This is a genomic window from Streptomyces sp. NPDC037301 (assembly GCF_055602785.1).
In genome coordinates this window covers 66,604-86,485 of the sequence record NZ_JBVJWD010000030.1, presented here as the reverse complement: position 1 = coordinate 86,485, position 19,882 = coordinate 66,604, and the positions used below count along the sequence as shown (strand labels likewise).

Here is a 19,882-nt window from a genome sequence, read left to right as displayed (position 1 = left end):
GTGGCAGTACCGTGACAGTCGGGTGGCCCGGCTGACGCGGCCGCACGTGGGCGGCGCTGTCGTCGCCTTCGGACTATTGCGGGAGCCAGTCCGGCAGCTCTTCCGTCTGTGCCGACCAGTCGGCAGGCGGTGCGCCCGCCTTGCCCGCTGCGACGATCCCTCCGACGATCGCACAGGTCGTGTCGACGTCGCCGCCCGCTTGGGCCGTCAGCCAGAAAGCCTGCTCGAAATCGCCCAGGCTCCGCGCCGCCGACCAGAGGGCGAACGGAACGGTGTCATGCGCACTGGTACGTCGGCCGTTGCCGAGGACCGCGGCGACTGTCCCGGCATCGCCGTAGTCGAGCATGTCGCGTGCCCGGCGCAGTCCGGCACCGACCGCGCTGCGCGGTACGAGTGCGATCACGCCGTCGAGGAGCTCTGTCGGAGTGGGTGGTCCCGCGGTCGCCGCCGCCAGAGAGGCTGCGGCCGCAACCGCCATCGCGCCCACGACCGCCTCGCGATGCTGGTGCGTGGGGTACGAGGAGATCTCGGCCTGGTGTGTGGCCTGCTCCGGATCGTCCGCGTACCAGGCGCCGAGCGGCGCAATGCGCATCGCCGAGCCGTTGCCCCAGGAGCCCTGGCCCTTGAACAGCGCCGACGCCAGCTCCCTCCAGTCGCCGCCTTCCCGTACCAGCCTGAGCAGCCGGTTCACGGCCGGGCCGTATCCCCGGTCGAAGTCATGATGCTCGGCGAAGGAACGCGCGAGCGCGTCCTGGTCGATTCGCTCGTGACCCACCAGCACGGCCAGCACCGACGAGGCCATCTCGGTGTCGTCCGTCCACTGCCAGGGGCCGGGGGGAAGTTCGCGCTGCTTCAGCAGCGGATAGTTGGCGGGCACAAAGAACTGGGAACCCAGTGCGTCCCCCACGGACAGCCCTCGCAGGCTGGCCAGGGCGCGTTCGAAACGTTGGTCGGAAGCAGAGTCAGCGGTTGTCATCGCCCCTCCACTCTATCCGGTGATGCCGTACGGCTCAGGGGTACGCCAGCGCTCGAACGGCCGGTCAAGGGTGTAGCGCCCGTCCTCTCCGAGTATGAGCGTCCGGGTCTCCCCATTGCCCGGATTGGACAGTGCCTCGAACTCCGCCACCGACCAGTGGAACCAGCGCATGCAGAACAAACGCATGGTCAGTCCGTGCGTGACCAGCAGAACATTCGGCGGGTGATCGGGGGCTTCGAAGCTGCGGTGCAGACTCTCCAGAAAGGCCCCGACCCTGTCGTACACATCGGCCCCGGACTCTCCCTGCGCGAAGCGGTAGAAGAAGTGACCGTACGCATCCCGGTATGCCTTCTGCAGCCTCACGTCGTCCCGGTCCTGCCAGTTCCCCCAGTCCTGCTCCCGCAGCCGCGGCTCCTCCCTCACACGCACCCGCTCAAGGTCCAGCCCGAAGGACCTGAACGTCTCGTGCGTGCGGCGATAGGGCGAGACATACACGCTGACCCGCTCGCCGTCGAACAGCTCGCGCAGCCGCACGCCCGTCTCCCTGGCCTGCCGCAGCCCTGTGGCGGTGAGCCTCAGCGCATGATCCGGCTCACGCTCGTACACCGTGTCATCGGCGTTGCCCTCTGACTCCCCGTGCCGGACGAGGACAATGCGTTGCGGTCGTGCCATGTAGTGACCCTAGATCGACTGCGGCTCATTCGAGCAGTTGTCCGGACTCCATCCGACGGATGTCGCCGGTGAAGCGGCGGCGCAGCAGCCGGTCGTGGGAGACCACCACCAGTGCGCCCTGCCAGAGGGTCAGAGCTTCTTCCAGCTCCTGCACGAGTCCGAGTGCCAGATGATTCGCGGGCTCGTCGAGCAGCAGCAGGTCCGCGGGCCGGGCCAGCAGACGGGCGAGGGCGAGCCGTCTGCGCTGCCCCGCGGAAAGCGATCCGACCGGCACCTGGAGATCCCGGGAGCGGAACAGTCCGTACGAGAGCAGCAGTTCCGCCTGTTCTTCGTCGGTGAGCGCCAGTCCTCGGCCGAATGCCGCGAGCACAGGCTCCGCTGGGCGGTGCATGGGTATTTCCTGCGCGAGATAGCCGATTCCACCCCGCCGGACCACTCGGCCCGCGTCCGGTTCGAGTACGCCCGCCATGACGCGGAGCAGAGTGGATTTCCCTGCTCCATTGCCGCCGTGAATCAGCAGTCTGTCGCCTGCCGCCACGCAGAGCCGGTCGACTGCGAGCCGATCACCGACCCGTATGTCCGTCAGGGACACCAGCTCCCCTTCGGTCGCGCCGGCCGTGGGCCGAGCGGTGAAGCGCAACGGGTCCGGCGGCCTGGGGACAGGCTCCTCCCTCAGACGCACCAGACGCTTGCGAGCGTTGCGGATCCGCCCGGACACCGAGGCCTGCACCCGGCCCGCAGCCCGGTCGTACGCCATCTTGTTGTTGTCCTTGATGGTGCGGCCGGCCGCGACACCGTGAGCCGTGGTCGCCGTGTACTCCTCCAGTTGCGCCATCTCCTCGCACCACTGCGCATAGGACTGCTCCCAGCGCCGCCGCGCTGCGTTCTGCTCCGTCCGGAATCCCGCATATCCACCGCCGTAACGCACAACCGTCCGGCGGTCGGAGTCGACCTCCAGGACTGCTGTGGCCACGCGTTCCAAGAAGATCCGGTCGTGGGACACGGCGATCACCGTGCCGGGATGGGACAGCAGGGCACCCTCCAGCCATTCGAGAGCGGCTCCGTCCAAGTGATTGGTGGGTTCGTCGAGCAGCACCACCTCGGGGGACGCCGCTATCAGGCAGGCGATGCCGAGCCGTGCCTGCTCACCACCGGAGAGACTGCCGAGCCTCCTGACCGGCTGTATGTGTGCCAGGCCGAGGCCGTGCATCGCCTTTTCGACGCGCGCGTCCGCTTCATATCCCCCGCGCAGCTCGAACGCCGTGAGCAAGTCTCCGTAAGCAGCCAGCGCGGCGCTGTCGGCCGTGCCGAGCTCCGCCTCGGCCTCCCGCAACTTCCGCTCCATGGCGCGCAGTTCCGCCAGGGCGTCGTCGATCGCGTCCTGGACGGTACTGTCGGGCGGCAGCCGTGGAGTCTGGGCCAGCAGACCCGTGCCGCGGCCGGCGGCGGTGAACGCACGACCGGAAGCGGGCGGTTCGAGGCCTGCGAGCAGGCGAAGCAACGTCGTCTTCCCCGCGCCGTTCTCCCCCACGATGCCGATCCGCTCACCTGGGCGCACAGCCAGCGAGACATCGTCGAGCAACAGCCTTTCACCGCGGGACACGGTCACGGCGCGCAGAGAGATCTGTGTGGGCAAGGGTGCCTCCGGACGCGGACAACCAACAGGCAACGGAAACAGCGGCGACCGGGGGGAACGACTGGGAAAAGCCCCACTCCGCCCCGCGGCCGCGAATAAGCGCAATCAATGTCGCATTAAGGGGAGTGTGGCAGACTGGGACACACTAACGCAACAGGAGTAGCAATTGACTGGACAGAGAGCCGTCGGGGAGGCCAAGCAGGAAGCCGCCCCGGAGACCGACGTTCCGGCAGCCCCGCTCGCCCCAGGCACCCGCCGCCCGGGCGGTCGCACCGCTCGCACCCGCGCGGCGGTCCGGGATGCCGTCCTCACCGGCCTGGTCGAGCACGGCTACCCAGGCCTCACCGTCGAATACGTCGCGGAGCATTCCGGCGTCCACAGGACCACCCTCTACCGCCGCTGGGGAAACCTCGAAGGGCTCGTCGTGGACGCCCTGGACCTGGCTGGAGAGGACAGCTGGACACCGCCCGATACCGGAAGCCTGGAAGGAGATCTGCGCGCCCTGGCGCACACGACAACCGACGCCTTCACGGACCCTGCCGCAGCGGCCGCACCGACCGCGTTCATCGCCGCGGCCTTCCAGTCCCAGCGCGCTGCCGAAGCGCTGAGCGCCTTCTACTCGGAGCGGTTCGCCCGCTGCGAGGTGATCGTCGCGCGCGCCGTCGCTCGCAACGAACTGGACCGGCACACGGACGCGGGAACGCTGGTCAGGGCCGTAGCCTCGCCCTTGTTCTTCAGGCTGTTCATCACCCGCGAGCCCATCGACGAGACGCTGGCCGACCGGGCTGCCGACGCAGCCCTGGCAGCTGCCCGAGCGGGCGTCTTCAGCACTCCGCCCAACTCGGCCGAACCTGCATGATCAGCAGCCGAATCGCCCCCGGCGCACTGTCCCCGCCGCACCGATCCGTGTCGGCCGATCACACCGTCCAGGACGGCTCAAGCTGCACGACGTCTCCTGCCACCGCCGCCACATCGTCCTCGGTCCGCGCCCGTTGAGTCAGCCGCTCAATGCTCCCCGCCCGATACTTGCCACGCTCGGCGCTCGACTGCCACATGGACAACACGAGGAACTCGTGCCCCGGCGCCTCCCCGAACACCCCTCGCAGCATGCCCGGTGATCCGGCCATTGCCGGATTCCACACCCGCTCCTGCATCAATGCGAAGTGCTCGACCCGGTCCTCGTGCACCTTACTGTGTGCCACCCTGACAACATCCGCATCGGTGAAGCGGGGCTCAAAGCCGGTCTTCACATCGAAGCGGTACTCGAACAGCTTGACCTGGATGCTGCTGTACGTGCCGGACTGCTCGGCAGCCAGTCGGTCGTGCGCGCGCGCCATGAACGAGTCGTAGAAGACGCGGTTCTCCCAAAAAGTAAAGACGTGGGCCACTTCCGGACGCCCTCGACTCCACCCGCCGCCCTGTCCCCTGAACCCCGGCTCACCCAGCAGCCCCGCCCACTTTCGCTGTCCCCGCTCAAAACCTCGACGGTCCACCACGGTGCAACGAATCCACTTGACCAGCACTGCGCCATCGTACGGTGCCGAACGTGGCACGGGTCACGCTCTGCTGGACTACGCCCGAATCAATGGCCGTGAATCGCAGAATGATCTCCATGGCCTCGTTGCACACCAACTCCCTGTTCTCCCGACTCGAATCCGCAGAACGCATCCTCGTCGCAGGGGCAGGCGGCGGCTTCGACATCTATGCGGGGCTCCCCATCGCGCTCTCCCTGCTCCACCAGGGCAGGCATGTCCAGCTCGCCAATCTGTCGTTCAGTGCTCTCGAAGGGCTGCCCGTCGACGCCTGGCTCGCGCCGGACGTCGCCGTCATCACCCCCGAAACGGCCCTCCACCAGGCCTACTTCCCGGAACGCACCCTCGCCCAGTGGCTCGCCCTGCACGGCTACCCGAGCAGTGTGCACGCCCTCTCCCGAGTGGGCGTGCAACCGCTGCGTGCCGCCTACCGGGCATTGATCGAGAAATACGACATCGATGCGGTCGTCCTGGTCGACGGCGGTACGGACATCCTGATGCGCGGCAACGAATCCGGCCTCGGCACACCGGAGGAGGACCTGACCAGCGTCGCGGCACTCGCCGCAATCGACGTACCGGAACGCCTGGTTGTGTCCATCGGCTTCGGTATCGACGCCTATCACGGGGTGAGCCACGGCCTCGTACTGGAGAACATCGCCACCCTCGAACGCGACGGTTCCTTCCTCGGCGCATTCTCCATATCCCGTACGACACGCGAAGGCGCCCTCTTCGTCGATGCGGTGGCACACGCTCAGCACCACACTCCTGACCACCCCAGCATCGTCAACGGGTCGATTGCCGCAGCAGTCCAGGGAGCCTTCGGAGACGCCCAGTTCACCTCGCGCACCCGTGGCAGCGAACTCTTCATCAACCCGCTGATGACGCTCTGCTTCGCCTTCGAGCTGGACGGAGTGGCCCGCAACTGCCTCTATCTCGACCGCATCGAGCACACCCACCTCATCCGACAGGTCAGCAGCGCCATCGAGCTCTTCCGAGAAGAGGTCCGCCAGAGACCACCGCGCCGGATTCCGCACTGAACCGCCCAACCGGCAATGGCCCGATTCCGTCGCCGACGGCCAAGCCGGTTGGATCCACGGCCGGTTACGGACATGATCGGGTGGTGTGAACAGCCCGACGACGGCCCAGCGGCAAGCCAGGGAGGCAAGTCCGATGAGCACGCCCAACAAGGACATAGAGAAGGTCGAAGTCAGGCTCAAATGGGATCCCAGCCCTCCGGGTGCCCCGGCCCATGACCTCGACATCATCGCGGCGACCTACCTCGCCGAGGCGCCGTACGGCAGCCCTGCATATCTCGTGCACTTCGACAGCCGCTCCCCGGACGGCACCATCACCCTCAACCGCGACAGCAGGACCGGCCAGGGCCTCGGTTTCGACGAGGTCATGACTCTGGAACTGGACCGGTTGTCGACCACGTACACCCGGGTCGTCGTCGGAGTCGCCATTCAGCAGCGCGACGACCGCAGGACATTCGCCGAAATAGCGAACACCGGCGTTCAGATTCGGGAGGGCTACACGAACCTCGCGGAGGACGACTTCTCCGCGGTCGGCGCCGCCACCGCGGCAACCGTCGCCGAGTTCATCCGCGGTGCCTCCGGCGGCTGGGAGTTCCACGGATCGGTCCGGGGCTTCGACGGGGACCCCGATTCGTTCGCCGGAATGATGGGAAGCCGTACGCCCGGAACGTGACACGTCACAGGGCGCGGTCCACGCAGCACACGTCCCGTCCCTGCCCAGGAGCTGCGGCACGACGAAGGGGACCGGCCATAGGTCGGTCCCCTTCGTACGAGCTGCTGATCAGCTAGGCGCGCGGGCTACGTCCGACGTTGTGTCCCACGCAATGGCGCCCGGCGTACTGGGAGTCAGCTGCAACCGCTGGTCGAGCCGCAGCCCTCGCAGATGTAGCAGGATCCGGCGCGCTGCATCTTCGTACCGCAGGAGAAACAGAGCGGCGCGTCCGCGCTGATGCCCAGCTGCATCTCGACGAGCTCCGCCGAGGTGTGCGCCGTCTTCGGGGCCGGCTTCTCGGCCTCCTGCACGGCGGCCACCGCCTTCAGGGGCTCCGTCCGCACCGGGGCGGACTGGGCCAGGCCTTCGACGTCCAGCTCGTCGTCCTCCAGGGAGGGCTCGTACGAACCGGTGTCGAGGTGCCGCTGCCGCTCCTCGGCCGAGTGGATGCCGAGTGCCGAGCGGGTTTCGAAGGGCAGGAAGTCCAGCGCGAGGCGACGGAAGATGTAATCGACGATCGACTGCGCCATCCGCACATCCGGGTCGTCCGTCATACCGGCCGGCTCGAAGCGCATGTTGGTGAACTTCGAGACGTACGTCTCCAGCGGGACGCCGTACTGCAGACCGACCGAGACTGCGATGGAGAAGGCGTCCATCATGCCCGCGAGGGTGGAGCCCTGCTTGGACATCTTCAGGAAGACCTCGCCGAGACCGTCGTCCGGGTAGGAATTGGCGGTCATGTAGCCCTCGGCACCGCCCACAGTGAAGGAGGTGGTGATGCCGGGACGGCCCTTGGGGAGACGCTTACGGACCGGGCGGTACTCGACGACCTTCTCGACCGCGGTACGGATGGTCTCCTCAGCCTTGGCCGTGACTGCGTCCGCTGCGGACTTTTCCTTCTCCTTGGTCTTCGCGGAGAGGGGCTGGCCGACCTTGCAGTTGTCGCGGTAGATCGCGAGCGCCTTGACGCCCATCTTCCACGCCTCGAAGTAGACCTCTTCGACGTCCTCGACGGTGGCCGTCTCCGGCAGGTTCACCGTCTTGGAGAGCGCACCGGAGATCCACGGCTGGATCGCGGCCATCATGCGCACGTGGCCCATCGCGGAGATGGAACGCTCGCCCATCGCGCAGTCGAAGACCTCGTAGTGCTCGGTCTTCAGACCGGGGGCGTCGATCACATTGCCGTGCTCGGCGATGTGGGCGACGATCGCCTCGATCTGCTCCTCCTGGTAGCCCAGGCGGCGCAGGGCCTGCGGGACGGTGCCGTTGACGATCTGCATCGAGCCGCCGCCGACCAGCTTCTTGAACTTGACCAGGGCGAGGTCGGGCTCGAGGCCGGTGGTGTCGCAGGACATCGCGAGACCGATGGTGCCGGTGGGGGCGATGACCGAGGCCTGCGCGTTGCGGAAACCGTTCTTCGCGCCGAGGCGGATCACGTCCTGCCAGGCCTCCGTCGCGGCGGCCCAGATCGGGTTGTCCAGGTCGTCCATGTGGACGGCCGCGGCGTTGGCGTCGGCGTGCTGCTTCATGACGCGCTGGTGCGGCTCGGCGTTGCGGGCGTAGCCGTCGTACGGACCGACGACCGCGGCGAGCTCGGCGGAGCGCTTGTACGAGGTGCTGGTCATCAGCGAGGTGATGGCCCCTGCGAGGGCGCGGCCGCCGTCGCTGTCGTACGCGTGGCCGGTCGCCATCAGCAGGGCGCCGAGGTTGGCGTAACCGATACCGAGCTGACGGAAGGCGCGGGTGTTCTCCCCGATCTTCTGGGTCGGGAAGTCGGCGAAGCAGATGGAGATGTCCATCGCGGTGATGACCAGCTCGACGACCTTGGCGAAGCGCTCGGACTCGAAGGACTGGTTGCCCTTGCCGTCGTCCTTGAGGAACTTCATCAGGTTCAGCGAGGCCAGGTTGCACGAGGTGTTGTCCAGGTGCATGTACTCGCTGCAGGGGTTCGAGCCGTTGATCCGGCCGGACTCCGGGCAGGTGTGCCACTGGTTGATCGTGTCGTCGTACTGGATGCCCGGGTCGGCACAGGCCCAGGCCGCCTCGGCCATCTTGCGGAAGAGGGACTTGGCCTCGACCTCTTCGATGACGTCACCGGTCATCCGGGCGCGCAGCCCGAACTTGCCGCCGGACTCGACAGCCTTCATGAACTCGTCGTTCACACGGACCGAGTTGTTGGCGTTCTGGTACTGGACGGACGTGATGTCGTCGCCGCCCAGGTCCATGTCGAAGCCCGCGTCGCGCAGAGCGCGGATCTTCTCCTCTTCCTTCACCTTGGTCTCGATGAAGTTCTCGATGTCGGGGTGGTCGACGTCGAGAATGACCATCTTGGCCGCGCGTCGGGTGGCGCCACCGGACTTGATCGTTCCGGCGGAGGCGTCGGCACCCCGCATGAAGGAGACCGGGCCGGAGGCGTTGCCCCCGGAGGACAGCAATTCCTTGGAGGAGCGGATACGGGAGAGGTTCAGGCCGGCGCCGGAACCGCCCTTGAAGATCATGCCCTCTTCCTTGTACCAGTCGAGGATCGACTCCATGGAGTCGTCGACGGCCAGGATGAAGCAGGCGGAGACCTGCTGCGGCTGGGGCGTTCCGACGTTGAACCAGACTGGCGAGTTGAAGCTGAAGATCTGGTGCAGGAGGGCGTATGCCAGCTCGTGCTCGAAGATCTCGGCGTCCGCGGGAGAGGCGAAGTAGCCGTGGTCCTCGCCGGCCTTGCGGTACGTCTTCACGATCCGGTCGATGAGCTGTCGCAGACCGGTCTCGCGCTGCGGGGTACCGACGGCCCCGCGGAAGTACTTGCTGGTGACGATGTTGACCGCGTTCACCGACCAGAAGTCGGGGAACTCGACGCCACGCTGCTCGAAGTTGATCGAGCCGTCGCGCCAGTTGGTCATGACGACGTCACGGCGCTCCCACGCCACCTCGTCGTACGGATGTACGCCGGGGGTGGTGTGGATGCGCTCGATACGCAGACCCTTGCTCGACTTGGATCCCTTGGCTCGGGAACCTCGTGCCGGGCCGCTCGCCGTCTCTGTCATGCCGCCTCCCATATGTGGGCAAAAACGCCCTGAAGTGCCCAGAACTTCCCGGGGCACAGTCTGTCTCTGATGCTTCGGGTGCCACGCACAGCACCCGGAGCGGGTCTATATACAGCCGCCCTGTCGCCGATCCACGGACCTGTGCCGATCGGCCGGTGTCGCTCAGTCTGCGGCGACGGCGGGAACGGGGACCTCAACGGTCTCGCCCCTCCCGCGCTCCTCCACGGGAGGCCGCCCATCGCGGAGCTCCGCGATGGCGGCCTCGAAGTCTTCAAGTGTGTCGAACGCCCGGTACACGGACGCGAAACGCAGGTACGCGACGAGGTCGAGTTCCCGCAGGGGGCCGAGGATCGCCAGACCCACGTCATGGGTGGTCAGCTCGGCGCTGCCGGTGGCACGCACGGCCTCCTCGACCCGCTGGCCGAGCTTGGCGAGGGCGTCCTCGGTGACCGGCCGCCCCTGGCATGCCTTGCGCACACCGGAGATGACCTTGGTACGGCTGAAGGGTTCGGTCACACCGCTACGCTTCACAACCATCAGCGAGCAGGTCTCCACCGTCGTGAAACGGCGGGAGCAGTCGGGGCACTGACGGCGACGGCGGATCGACGTGCCGTCATCGGTGGTGCGACTGTCGACGACCCGGCTGTCGGGGTGCCTGCAGAAGGGGCAGTGCATGGCTCCCAACCCTCCTTCACAGCACGACTGAATAGCCTCTTCAGGGCCCGCCAGGGCCCCTCGAAGCAGTCACAAGCATAGGCGATGGCCGCACCCCCGGCGGACCAGGGACCACAACTTCTGGGCGGCTGAAACAATCCAACCACTAGATCTTGGGTTTGGCCGCCCATTCAGCCCTAGCGCGTGTCGCGCATCACGGGTGGACCGCAGGCAGCGTACGGCCGAGCACGAGGTTACGGGAACCGCGCGGCTGCCAGGATTACGGGGCTCTCGCTGTCAGACTCGGACAACGACGCAGAGGCCACCCCGCGTGGCGACGCCGCACCGGCGAACGCTACCGTAATAGTCCGAATTGCCGGTCGGTCCGCGAGGTCGACCCAAGCAGGGTCCCGGTCGCTCCAGCCATTGCGCATACACCCAGCAGTGAACACACGACAGACTTTTATTCGTTTTTCACTCGAACGTGTGTTTGGCGCAACCTTTCGAAAGCTACTACCGTTGTCCAGCTAGGGAGACCATTCGAGAGGGGCCGACGTGACCACCACCGCAGACAGTGCCACCATCACTGCCCAAGACCGCTCCCAGAGCCGACTCGAGCCGGTGCATGCCATGAATGACTCAGTCACGAACACGGAGGGGCCAGAGCCCGTGCGCCCGGCGCGCTCGCTGCCCGGCCGACCTCCAGGTATCCGGGCGGACAGCTCGGGGCTCACGGACCGGCAGCGGCGAGTGATCGAGGTGATCCGGGACTCCGTGCAGCGGCGTGGCTACCCGCCCTCGATGCGGGAGATCGGTCAGGCGGTGGGCCTGTCCAGCACGTCCTCCGTCGCCCATCAGCTGATGGCCCTGGAGCGCAAGGGTTTCCTGCGTCGCGACCCACATCGCCCGCGGGCGTACGAGGTCCGCGGTTCGGACCAGCCCAGCTCGCAGCCCACCGATACAACGGGAAAGCCCGCGGCGTCGTATGTGCCGCTGGTCGGCCGGATCGCAGCCGGTGGCCCGATCCTCGCCGAGGAATCGGTCGAGGACGTCTTCCCGCTCCCCCGCCAGCTGGTCGGTGACGGCGAGCTGTTCGTCCTCAAGGTCGTCGGTGACTCGATGATCGAGGCGGCGATCTGTGACGGCGACTGGGTCACCGTGCGCCGCCAGCCGGTCGCGGAGAACGGCGACATCGTGGCAGCCATGCTGGACGGCGAGGCCACGGTCAAGCGCTTCAAGCGGGAGGACGGCCATGTGTGGCTGCTCCCGCACAACTCCGCGTACCAGCCGATCCCGGGCGACGAGGCGACAATTCTCGGCAAGGTGGTGGCGGTGCTGCGGCGGGTGTGAAGACTCGCCGGTTACGACCGGGCCCCGGGATCCACTGTGCCGATCCCGGGGCCTTGCCTGTGCCGCCGGGCACCCGGGGCGGGCTACTGGTCGTTGGCCTTGGCTGCCGCGTCGATAGCCGCGAGTGAGCGGCGCGCCTGGTTGCGGTCGGTGGTGTACCAGAAATCGGGCAGCGAGGCGCGCAGATAGCTGCCGTACCGGGCGTTGGCCAGCCGCGGATCGAGCACCGCGACCACTCCCTTGTCGCCCGTGGCCCGTACGAGCCGGCCGGCGCCCTGAGCCATCAGCAGCGCGGCATGCGTAGCCGCGACAGCCATGAATCCATTGCCTCCAGCCTCCTCAACCGCCTTCTGGCGTGCGCTCATCAGCGGGTCGTCGGGGCGTGGGAACGGAATCCTGTCCATGACCACCAGCTGGCAGCTGGCCCCGGGCACATCCACGCCCTGCCAGAGCGACAGCGTGCCGAAGAGGCAGGTCTCGGGATCGGCTGCGAAGTTCTTGATCAGCTCTCCGAGTGTCTCCTCGCCCTGCAGCAGGATCGGCTTGTCGAGTCGGCCGCGCAGTTCCTCGGCGGCGGCCTGGGCCGCCCGCATGGACGAGAACAGCCCGAGGGTGCGCCCGCCCGCCGCCTCCACCAGTTCGGCAAGCTCATCCAGCATGTCGGTGCGAGAGCCCTCCCGACCGGGCGTGGCCAGATGCCTGGCGACGTACAGGATTCCCTGCTTCGGGTAGTCGAACGGCGACCCGACGTCGAGTCCCTTCCACTGCGGAATGTCGTCGCCCGCAGTGCCTTCGGGAGCGAGTCCGAGCGACGCCCCCACCCCGTTGAAATCCCCGCCGAGCTTGAGCGTGGCCGAGGTGAGGACGACGGACCGCTCGGCGAAGAGCTTCTCGCGCAGTAGTCCGGATACGGAGAGCGGGGCGACCCGCACAGATGCGCCGAAACGGTCATGACGCTCGTACCAGACGACGTCGTACTCCGAGCCTTGGGTGATGCGCTCGGCGACGCCGTGAATCGTCTCCACCGATGCGAGTGCCTGCTTGCGGACGGCGTCCTCGTCCTGGACGGACTTGTCCCGGGTGGCGCCCAGGGCCGAGATCACCGTACGCGCGGCGTCACGAAGCGCCAGCAGTGCGTACCCAAGGTCCTCGGGGACCTCTTCGAGGCGACCGGGGAGCGCCAGCTCCATCACTCGCTCGAAGCCCTCCGACGCGGTCTGCAGGGCGTCAGCGGCCTTCTCGTTGACCAGCTTCGCCGCTCGGCGCACCGCGCGGTTGACCTGGCCGGGAGTGAGCTCGCCGGTGGCCACTCCGGTGACCCTGGAGACCAGCTCATGGGCCTCGTCGACGATCAGTACCTCATGCTGCGGAAGCACGGGGGCGCCCTCGATGGCATCGATGGCGAGGAGGGCGTGATTGGTGACGACAACATCAGCGAGCTTGGCACGCTCACGGGCCTGCTCCGCGAAACACTCCGCGCCGTACGCGCACTTGCTGGCGCCCAGGCATTCGCGGGAGGAGACGGAGACCTGCGCCCAGGCACGGTCGGATACGCCCGGGGTGAGGTCGTCGCGATCGCCGGTCTCGGTCTCGTCCGACCAGTCCCGCAGCCGAAGCAGATCCTGACCGAGCTTGCTCGACGGGGCCGCTGCCTCGAACTGATCGAACAGCCCCTCCTCCTCGTCCTGGGGCACTCCTTCATGGAGCCGGTGCAGGCAGAGATAGTTCGAGCGGCCCTTCAGCATGGCGAACTGGGGACGGCGGCGCAGCAACGGATGCAGGGCGTCGACCGTGCGCGGGAGGTCGCGCTCCACGAGCTGGCGCTGCAGTGCCAGGGTCGCCGTCGCCACCACGACGCGCTCCCCGTGTGCCAGTGCGGGCACCAGATAGCCGAGGGATTTGCCCGTGCCGGTGCCGGCCTGGACGAGCAGATGGGCATTGTCGTCGACAGCCTCGGCAACGGCCTCGGCCATGGCGGCCTGGCCGGGCCGTTCCGTACCGCCGACGGCGGTCACTGCGGCGTGGAGGAGCTCGGGGAGGGATGGCTTTGTCATAGCCCGCCCAGCCTACGGGGCACCACTGACAACGGCGATCACTCCCGGACTCAGACGGAGGGGTGGAGCGGGTTGGGCACGGTCCCGTGAATGGCGGCGTGCGGGCGCCGGGGGCGGTCCCGGTAACCGTCCACGTGCAGGCGGTTGCGGTTCAGACAGAGACGTTCGATGCGGGGCGTCAGCATGTCGAACATCTCAAATCGCTCCTTGAGCTCGGGGAAGCGGGCGTGGTGCCGCAGAATCTCGGCCCGCACGAGTGACCAGAAATCGGCCTCCGGAACTCCCAGCTGTTCCTCGCACAGTGGGGACAGGAAGCGAAAGACACCGATGAACAGTCCGGAGTGGATGAACTGGGTGAGGAAGGAGGGCTCCTCGGTGAGCAGGATGCGGCGTACGTCCTGTGGCATCGACTCATGCTCCGGCAGCGGCTGGGCGCTGATGTTCACATCGTCCACGAAGTCCTTGATCGCCAGGCGCACCGGTACGTCCTGGTTGTCGAAGACGACGATGGCGTTCTCGCCGTGCGGGGAGAACACGGTGCCGTAGCGGTAGAGGAAGTGCAGCAGCGGCGGAAGCAGCGCGGCGAAGAGCCGGGTCAGCCAGGTGGTGGGCGTGAGCCCCGAGCGGGCGACGAGCTCGGCCGTGAAGGCGCGGCCCTGTGGATCGGTGTGGAGCAGCGAGGCGAGGGTCCGGGCCCGTTCGCCCGGCGCGAGCCGGGGCTGGAGGGGTTCTCGCCAGATCGCGCCGAGGATCTCCTTGAACTGGTACGGGGCCTCCGGGAGGTGGTCGTAGAGCGGATGCTCGACGGTCACGGAGGCCACCTCGCCGAGCAGGATGACCTGGCAGGTGTCACGCAGAAAGTCGTCCCGGTCGCGCAGGCCCTGGACCCAGGTGGTGACGGCGGGGGCCGCGAGGGTGCGTTCGGTCGGCAGTCCTCGCCAGACCAGCGTGTTGAGGATCGACAGGGGCAGTTTCACGGTGTGCCGGTCGGGGCGGGCCACGTTGGTGAACGTGCGGATGGACTGCTGAGGCAGCCGGAGATCGGCGTCGGTGTGGAGCGGAACGATCTCGCCTGCGGCGATGGCCGGGGCGAAGACCGGAACGATCCATTCGTCCCACTGCCAGGGGTGCACGGGAAGGCACAGATACCTGCCGGGATCGACGCCGCGCGCGCGGAGCACGGCGGCGAAGGAGTCGCGGACCGACGGGTCGAGTTCCTGCACATACAGCTGCTCGGGTGTGGCCAGGCCGGTCACGCCGCGGTAGGCGGCGATCCTGGTGGAGACGGCGATCCACGGCAGCCTGACCGGCGTGCGGGCCTCCGGTGTGTAACGGGAGGCGTCGGTGGCGGAGAAGCCGAGGCGTCCCTTGTTGGCGACGAGCCAGGGGTGTCCTGTCTGGTGCCCTTCCAGCTCGGCGTAGTCGAGATCGGCCAGCCGGTCGACGGAGAGCGCGGTGTGGTCGAGCCGGGCGTCCGCGGCGAGGGTGGTGGTGATCTCGCGGATGAGGTGGCCGAGGGTGGCGCCGTCGATCCCGAGGATGTGGCGGGCGCGGGCGAGGAACTGCAGCGGGTCGCGGAAGGGGACGGTGTCGGTGTTCCGGCCCCGCAGTGACTCGGCAGGCGCGCCCCGGCCGCTGTCCCGCATCGAGTCCGCCGACGACTCCCGGGCGCTCCCGAACGTCTCCAGAACCGAATCGGGGGCGATGTGCCAACTGCCGTACACGCCCCGCCGGGCGCTGAAGCTCAGGGTTGCACCGTCATCGAGCCCGAGGGCGTACGTATCGCCCCCGTCGTCCTGCCGGACCGGCGCGATGACTTCCTCGTAGGCGAATTGACCGAGCATCTTCGCGAGCAGTCGGGCAGCGGCTCCGTCCCAGACCGACCGGTTCAGTTCTGGCGTGCTGAGCAGGTCGGCAGACTCCGCTGAATCATGGCTCGCAGGATATTTCGGCACGGGGACTCCTCGGGATGAAACCGATGGGGTTCGAGCGGTGTATGCAAAGCGGCAGACCGTTCATAGCTGGGCACGGTGGGTTCGGTCGCGGACCATCAGGGCGGCTCGTTTGTCGGGGAGTTCGACTTCTGCGGAGAAGCGGAAGCCTGCGCTGAGAAAAGCGGAAACGGAAGGGGTGTTACGCAGGTCGGGCTCTGCCACAACACGTGCGCACAGGGGACGGTTGTCGAGTACGAGGTCGGAGACGGCCCGGAGCAGGGTGGTACCGACCCCGCGCCCGCGGTCGTTCACACCGCCGATGAGGAGGTGGATTCCGGTGTCGTGCGGTCGAGCGGGGTAGTGGCGCGCCAGCGGATCGAGATCCGCGCGGTAGATCTCCCAGTAGCTCATGGGAACGCCTGCCAGTACGCCGAGGCACGGAACACTGCGTCCGTCACCGTCGAGTTGAGGGCGCAGATGGTCGGCTGTGACGGATTCGGATCCGGCGAGTTCCCAGAATGCGGCGACTGCGGGGTCGTTCATCCAGCGGCTGATCACGGCGAGATCGCGTTCCACTCGCACGGGGACGAGTTGGAACACTCCGGCCGGGGTGGTGACCGGTCCCCAGTCGGCAGGGTGGTCGAGCAGATCCGAGGCGGCCGGCCTGCTCATGGTTGCCTGCGTGCCTGTGGCCGGGCCCGCGTCGTCCGGTTCGGATGACGCGGACGCGTTCGGCGGCTGGGGGCGTGCCGCGGTGGCAGGTGCGTCCTCGCCGAACAGGGCGAGGAGTTCTTCGGAGAGCGGCAGGTCCAGGGTGTCCTCGGCACCTGTGTCGGCCTGTGGGGCGCGGCCGGTACCGGCGTCGGTGTGCGCATCGGTGGGAGCCACGGTGTCGCTCTCCTCTCGGCGGTTCAGGCGGTGGTCATGTTCCCTCAGGGACATAGGGGGTTGACAATGGTGACGTAGACGGACTGGGTGTCGACAGGCCCGACGAGTTCGTCGAGGCCGTGCAGCCGGGTCAGCAGGTTGGCCTTGCACCGCAGGTGGGAGTTTTCCAGCAGATGTGCGGGCAGCGGGGAGCCCAGTGCGGCGGCCGAGCCGAGGAATCGACGGAACGCTGCGATGAGTACGTGTTCGCCGGCGAGGTGCTGGGCACCGAAGGCTCCGATCAGGCCGAACACATTGTTGATGCCGAGGTAATAGGCAAAGCGCTCGTCGGTGACCGCGTCGGAGACGAAGGTGTCGCTGACCGATCCGATGCCGGGGAGCCGGTGCTCCAGTGCCGCACGGTGGGACTCACGGAAGTAGTAGCCCTGATTGTCGCGGTACCGGCCGCCGACGGGCCAGCCGTGGGGATCGAGCAGCACCAGGGTGTTCTGCTGGTGGGCTTCGAGGGCCACGCCTGCGTGGGCGTCGAGCCAGAGCACGGGGCGTACGACACGGTCGAGGTATCGCAGGAACCACTCGGTGGCGACGGCACCTACGGCTCTTCCGGTGGCAGCGGCCAGGGAGATCACGATCTCGGCGAGGCGTGAGTGCATGCCCGTGCGGCCCGGCCAGGGGCGTGGGGCGGTGAGCGCGGCGATGCAGACTGCGTCGTCGTACGGACCGAACGGGTTGTGGCGCAGCATCACGTCGAGGCCTGCGACAGGCTCGCCATCCGGGCCGTCGACTGCGAGCCAGGCGGGGTCGCGGACGATGTCGAAGCCCGGGTGGACGGCGTGCCACTGCGCGGCGAGCCCGCTGCGGAGCAGCCGGTGGACCTCCACTCCACGGTGGAGTTCCTTGCGGAGATTCTCTCGACGGGAGTTGGTGATGCGAACGCCGAGGGAGAGCTTGAGCATGAGCTCGGCACCGGGCCGATGCACGGTGCGGACGGATGAGGTGGGGTACCAGTGCTTCCCGTGCGGTCCGAGGTCATGCAGGAGTCCGGCGTCGAGCAGGGCGGCGGCTGCGGGCCGGTGTCCGAGTTCGCGAGCCTGCCACGGGTGGAGCGGAATCGGTGTGGTGTTGTCGGGGAGTTGCAGTCCTTCGGCATGGGAGGTGATCAGTTCCGTGGCGGATACGGGACGGCCTCCGTCGGTCCAGGCCGAGTCGGTGGCCAGCACGGACCGGTCGACAGCCATCCAGTGCAGCGGGAAGGAGCCGTACAACTCGGGTGAGTAGAGGCGGGATTCGGAGTCCGAGAGGCCTTCGCGGCTCTTGGGGGTGGGGTGGAGCGGATGTCCGAGGAGAAGTGACTGCTCGGCGGTGAGGAAGAGGTCCGCTTCGGCCGGAGCGCCGGGGGTGCGGCGCCGCTCGGCGATGAAGCCGGCCGTCCGCTGTACGGAGTCGGCGACCCGGGCCACCATGTCGGCGCCTTCGTGGCGGTCGGCCTCGCGACCCAGGAGAGCGGCGACCGTGACGGCGTCGGCGCGCGGTGCTCCTTCGGGTACCCCCTCCAGGGCGGGCATGCCGAAGCGGTGCCAGCCCGTGGCGGACCAGTAGAGGACGGGGACGAGCAGAGCGGTTCCGCTGGCGGGGAGCGGGATTCGGAGCGTTTCCCCGTCCGGCCGGGGCAGGTCGCTCTCCCGGACCCAGCAGCGGAGCAGATTCTCGACACCCGCCGTGTCGGCGGCCCTCAGCGGGTCCGGATGGTCGAGGAGGTCGGCCGGTGCCGCACAGGTGAACGAGGCCGTCGGGGCGTACCGCTCGTCGTGCAGTGCCGCCATCTGACGGGGCACTGTGGTCTGGTCGACGACGAGGTTGCCGGTGAGTCCGGCCTGTCCTCGCTGCTGGGTGGGGGGAGGGCCGTCGGCCTGGGGTGCGGTGGTGGGGTTCACGGCGGTCTTTCTTGTGATGGTGTCCGGGATCAGCGGATCGACCCGGTCGTGGTCCGGCGGTGCGGCAGGCGCTCGGCGGCCGCCAGGGCGTCGGCGAGGCGGTCCACGACCGCTGTTGCCTGTTCGTCGGTGACGGTGAGGGGCGGGAGGAGGCGTACGACGGTGGAGTGGCGTCCGCCGAGTTCGACGATGAGCCCGCGACGCAGGCACTCCTGTTGGACGGCTGCGGCAAGGACCGGGGCCGGCGGGGGCTCAGGGCTGCCGCCCCGCGCAGCGGCCTCGGGGTCGACGAGTTCCACCCCGATCATCAGGCCCCGTCCGCGGACGTCTCCGATGGACGGGTGGTCCGTGGCCAGTGCCTGGAGGCGTGCGACCATCCGGGCGCCGAGTGTCGCGGCGCGCTCGGCGAGGCGGTGCTCCCGCACGAAGGCAAGGGTGGCCGTGCCCGCCGCCATCGCGAGCTGGTTGCCCCGGAAGGTGCCGGCGTGGGCGCCCGGCTGCCAGGTGTCGAGTTCGGAGCGGTAGACGATCACTGCGAGCGGGAGGGAGCCGCCGATGGCCTTGGAGAGCACCATCACATCGGGCACGATCCCGCTGTGCTCAACCGCCCAGAAGGCACCGGTGCGGCCGACGCCTGTCTGGACCTCGTCGGCGATCAGGGGGACGGACCGGGTCTCGGTGATCTCGCGCATCCGGCGCATCCAGCTGTCGGGGGCGGGGTTCACACCGCCCTCCCCCTGCACCGGTTCGAGGATCATCCCGGCCGGCGCGGGCGCGCCTCCCTTGGGGTCGTCCAGGAGATTCTCGGTCCACCGGGCGGCGATCTCCGCGCCGCGCTCACCACCGATACCGAAGGGGCAACGGTAGTTCTGCGGGAAGGGCAGACGCGTCACCCGTACGTCCTCGGCACCGCCCGAGGCGGCAAGGGCTCCTGCCGTCATCCCGTGGTAGGCGCCGGTGAAGGCGAGGAGTCCGCTGCGGCCGGTCGCGGCACGGACCAGTTTGAACGCTGCCTCGACGGCGTCCGTACCGGCAGGTCCGCAGAACTGGATCCGGGCGTTGTCGGCGAACTGCCGCGGCAGGGTGGCGAACAGCTCCGTGGTGAAGGCGTCCTTTACGGGGGTGGCGAGGTCGAGCACATGCAGCGGTGCGCCCGAGTCGATCACCTTCCTGATCGCCTCCAGAACCACCGGATGGTTGTGCCCGAGTGCCAGGGTGCCGGCTCCGGAGAGACAGTCGAGGTATCGCCGCCCGTCCGCGCCTTCGATGGTCATCCCACGGGCGCGTACCGGCACGATCGGCAGTGAACGCGCATAGGTACGGGCGGCGGATTCGCGCAGCGACTGGCGGCGCAGGATCCCCTCGTGCACCGCCGGTGCTGCCACCGGGGCTGGTTCGGTCACGGCCACGGCTGTTGGTCCTCCCGCTGTAACAGTTGCGTTGCACGTCAGTACGTCGGCGCACGGAC

The 19,882-nt window shown here is 68.2% G+C and carries 15 protein-coding genes; 4 read left to right on the top strand and 11 right to left on the bottom strand.

Annotation, left to right across the window (positions count from 1 at the left end; translation table 11 throughout):
• Nucleotides 1–73: 73 nt before the first annotated feature.
• The 3 genes from ACZ7IB_RS34115 to ACZ7IB_RS34105 are packed head-to-tail and all read right to left on the bottom strand — an operon-like array spanning nucleotide 74 to nucleotide 3,284.
• On the bottom strand, nucleotides 74–976 hold the full coding sequence (locus ACZ7IB_RS34115; protein WP_470917899.1) for an ADP-ribosylglycohydrolase family protein: 903 nt from the start codon (nucleotides 974–976) through the stop codon (nucleotides 74–76).
• Nucleotides 977–988: 12 nt separating this feature from the next.
• Nucleotides 989–1,648 carry a histidine phosphatase family protein gene (locus ACZ7IB_RS34110; protein ID WP_470917897.1) on the bottom strand — a complete coding sequence of 220 codons (660 nt, stop codon included), beginning with the start codon at nucleotides 1,646–1,648 and terminating at the stop codon, nucleotides 989–991.
• A gap of 25 nt (nucleotides 1,649–1,673) precedes the next feature.
• Complete coding sequence (locus ACZ7IB_RS34105) at nucleotides 1,674–3,284, bottom strand: ABC-F family ATP-binding cassette domain-containing protein (RefSeq protein ID WP_470917896.1); 1,611 nt, start codon at nucleotides 3,282–3,284, stop codon at nucleotides 1,674–1,676.
• 166 nt (nucleotides 3,285–3,450) lie between these two features.
• Between ACZ7IB_RS34105 and ACZ7IB_RS34100 the strand changes: the two genes are divergently transcribed.
• Nucleotides 3,451–4,143: a TetR/AcrR family transcriptional regulator gene (locus tag ACZ7IB_RS34100; RefSeq protein ID WP_470917894.1), complete on the top strand. Its 693-nt coding sequence runs from the start codon at nucleotides 3,451–3,453 to the stop codon at nucleotides 4,141–4,143.
• 58 nt (nucleotides 4,144–4,201) lie between these two features.
• On the opposite strand, the gene ACZ7IB_RS34095 is transcribed toward ACZ7IB_RS34100, so the two are convergent.
• Nucleotides 4,202–4,807 (bottom strand): YdbC family protein, encoded by a 606-nt coding sequence (locus tag ACZ7IB_RS34095; RefSeq protein ID WP_093898915.1) that lies wholly within the window; start codon nucleotides 4,805–4,807, stop codon nucleotides 4,202–4,204.
• Between the two features lie 89 nt (nucleotides 4,808–4,896).
• On the opposite strand from ACZ7IB_RS34095, the gene ACZ7IB_RS34090 reads away from it, so the two are divergent.
• Together ACZ7IB_RS34090 and ACZ7IB_RS34085 are read left to right on the top strand one after the other, a co-directional pair.
• Complete coding sequence (locus ACZ7IB_RS34090; protein WP_470917892.1) at nucleotides 4,897–5,853, top strand: DUF1152 domain-containing protein; 957 nt, start codon at nucleotides 4,897–4,899, stop codon at nucleotides 5,851–5,853.
• A gap of 133 nt (nucleotides 5,854–5,986) precedes the next feature.
• Nucleotides 5,987–6,523: a TerD family protein gene (locus ACZ7IB_RS34085; protein WP_470917890.1), complete on the top strand. Its 537-nt coding sequence runs from the start codon at nucleotides 5,987–5,989 to the stop codon at nucleotides 6,521–6,523.
• Between the two features lie 173 nt (nucleotides 6,524–6,696).
• Here ACZ7IB_RS34085 and ACZ7IB_RS34080 read toward each other — a convergent pair whose 3' ends face one another.
• Together ACZ7IB_RS34080 and nrdR are read right to left on the bottom strand one after the other, a co-directional pair.
• Nucleotides 6,697–9,600: a vitamin B12-dependent ribonucleotide reductase gene (locus ACZ7IB_RS34080; RefSeq protein ID WP_470917888.1), complete on the bottom strand. Its 2,904-nt coding sequence runs from the start codon at nucleotides 9,598–9,600 to the stop codon at nucleotides 6,697–6,699.
• Nucleotides 9,601–9,762: 162 nt separating this feature from the next.
• On the bottom strand, nucleotides 9,763–10,275 hold the full coding sequence (nrdR, locus tag ACZ7IB_RS34075; RefSeq protein WP_470917886.1) for a transcriptional regulator NrdR: 513 nt from the start codon (nucleotides 10,273–10,275) through the stop codon (nucleotides 9,763–9,765).
• 534 nt (nucleotides 10,276–10,809) lie between these two features.
• On the opposite strand from nrdR, the gene lexA reads away from it, so the two are divergent.
• The gene (lexA, locus tag ACZ7IB_RS34070) at nucleotides 10,810–11,604 is read left to right on the top strand and encodes a transcriptional repressor LexA (protein WP_093898912.1); all 795 of its coding nucleotides are present in this window, start codon (nucleotides 10,810–10,812) and stop codon (nucleotides 11,602–11,604) included.
• Between the two features lie 83 nt (nucleotides 11,605–11,687).
• Here lexA and ACZ7IB_RS34065 read toward each other — a convergent pair whose 3' ends face one another.
• Genes ACZ7IB_RS34065 through ACZ7IB_RS34045 form a run of 5 tightly spaced genes read right to left on the bottom strand, consistent with a single transcriptional unit; the run spans nucleotide 11,688 to nucleotide 19,823 of the window.
• The gene (locus tag ACZ7IB_RS34065) at nucleotides 11,688–13,658 is read right to left on the bottom strand and encodes an ATP-dependent DNA helicase (RefSeq protein WP_405684042.1); all 1,971 of its coding nucleotides are present in this window, start codon (nucleotides 13,656–13,658) and stop codon (nucleotides 11,688–11,690) included.
• 50 nt (nucleotides 13,659–13,708) lie between these two features.
• Nucleotides 13,709–15,613: an IucA/IucC family protein gene (locus ACZ7IB_RS34060; protein WP_470917884.1), complete on the bottom strand. Its 1,905-nt coding sequence runs from the start codon at nucleotides 15,611–15,613 to the stop codon at nucleotides 13,709–13,711.
• A 60-nt stretch (nucleotides 15,614–15,673) separates the two neighbouring features.
• The gene (locus tag ACZ7IB_RS34055; protein ID WP_470917883.1) at nucleotides 15,674–16,480 is read right to left on the bottom strand and encodes a GNAT family N-acetyltransferase; all 807 of its coding nucleotides are present in this window, start codon (nucleotides 16,478–16,480) and stop codon (nucleotides 15,674–15,676) included.
• 44 nt (nucleotides 16,481–16,524) lie between these two features.
• Complete coding sequence (locus ACZ7IB_RS34050) at nucleotides 16,525–18,414, bottom strand: IucA/IucC family protein (RefSeq protein WP_470917882.1); 1,890 nt, start codon at nucleotides 18,412–18,414, stop codon at nucleotides 16,525–16,527.
• Nucleotides 18,415–18,443: 29 nt separating this feature from the next.
• The gene (locus ACZ7IB_RS34045; RefSeq protein ID WP_470917880.1) at nucleotides 18,444–19,823 is read right to left on the bottom strand and encodes a diaminobutyrate--2-oxoglutarate transaminase family protein; all 1,380 of its coding nucleotides are present in this window, start codon (nucleotides 19,821–19,823) and stop codon (nucleotides 18,444–18,446) included.
• Between the last annotated feature and the right edge of the window lie 59 nt (nucleotides 19,824–19,882).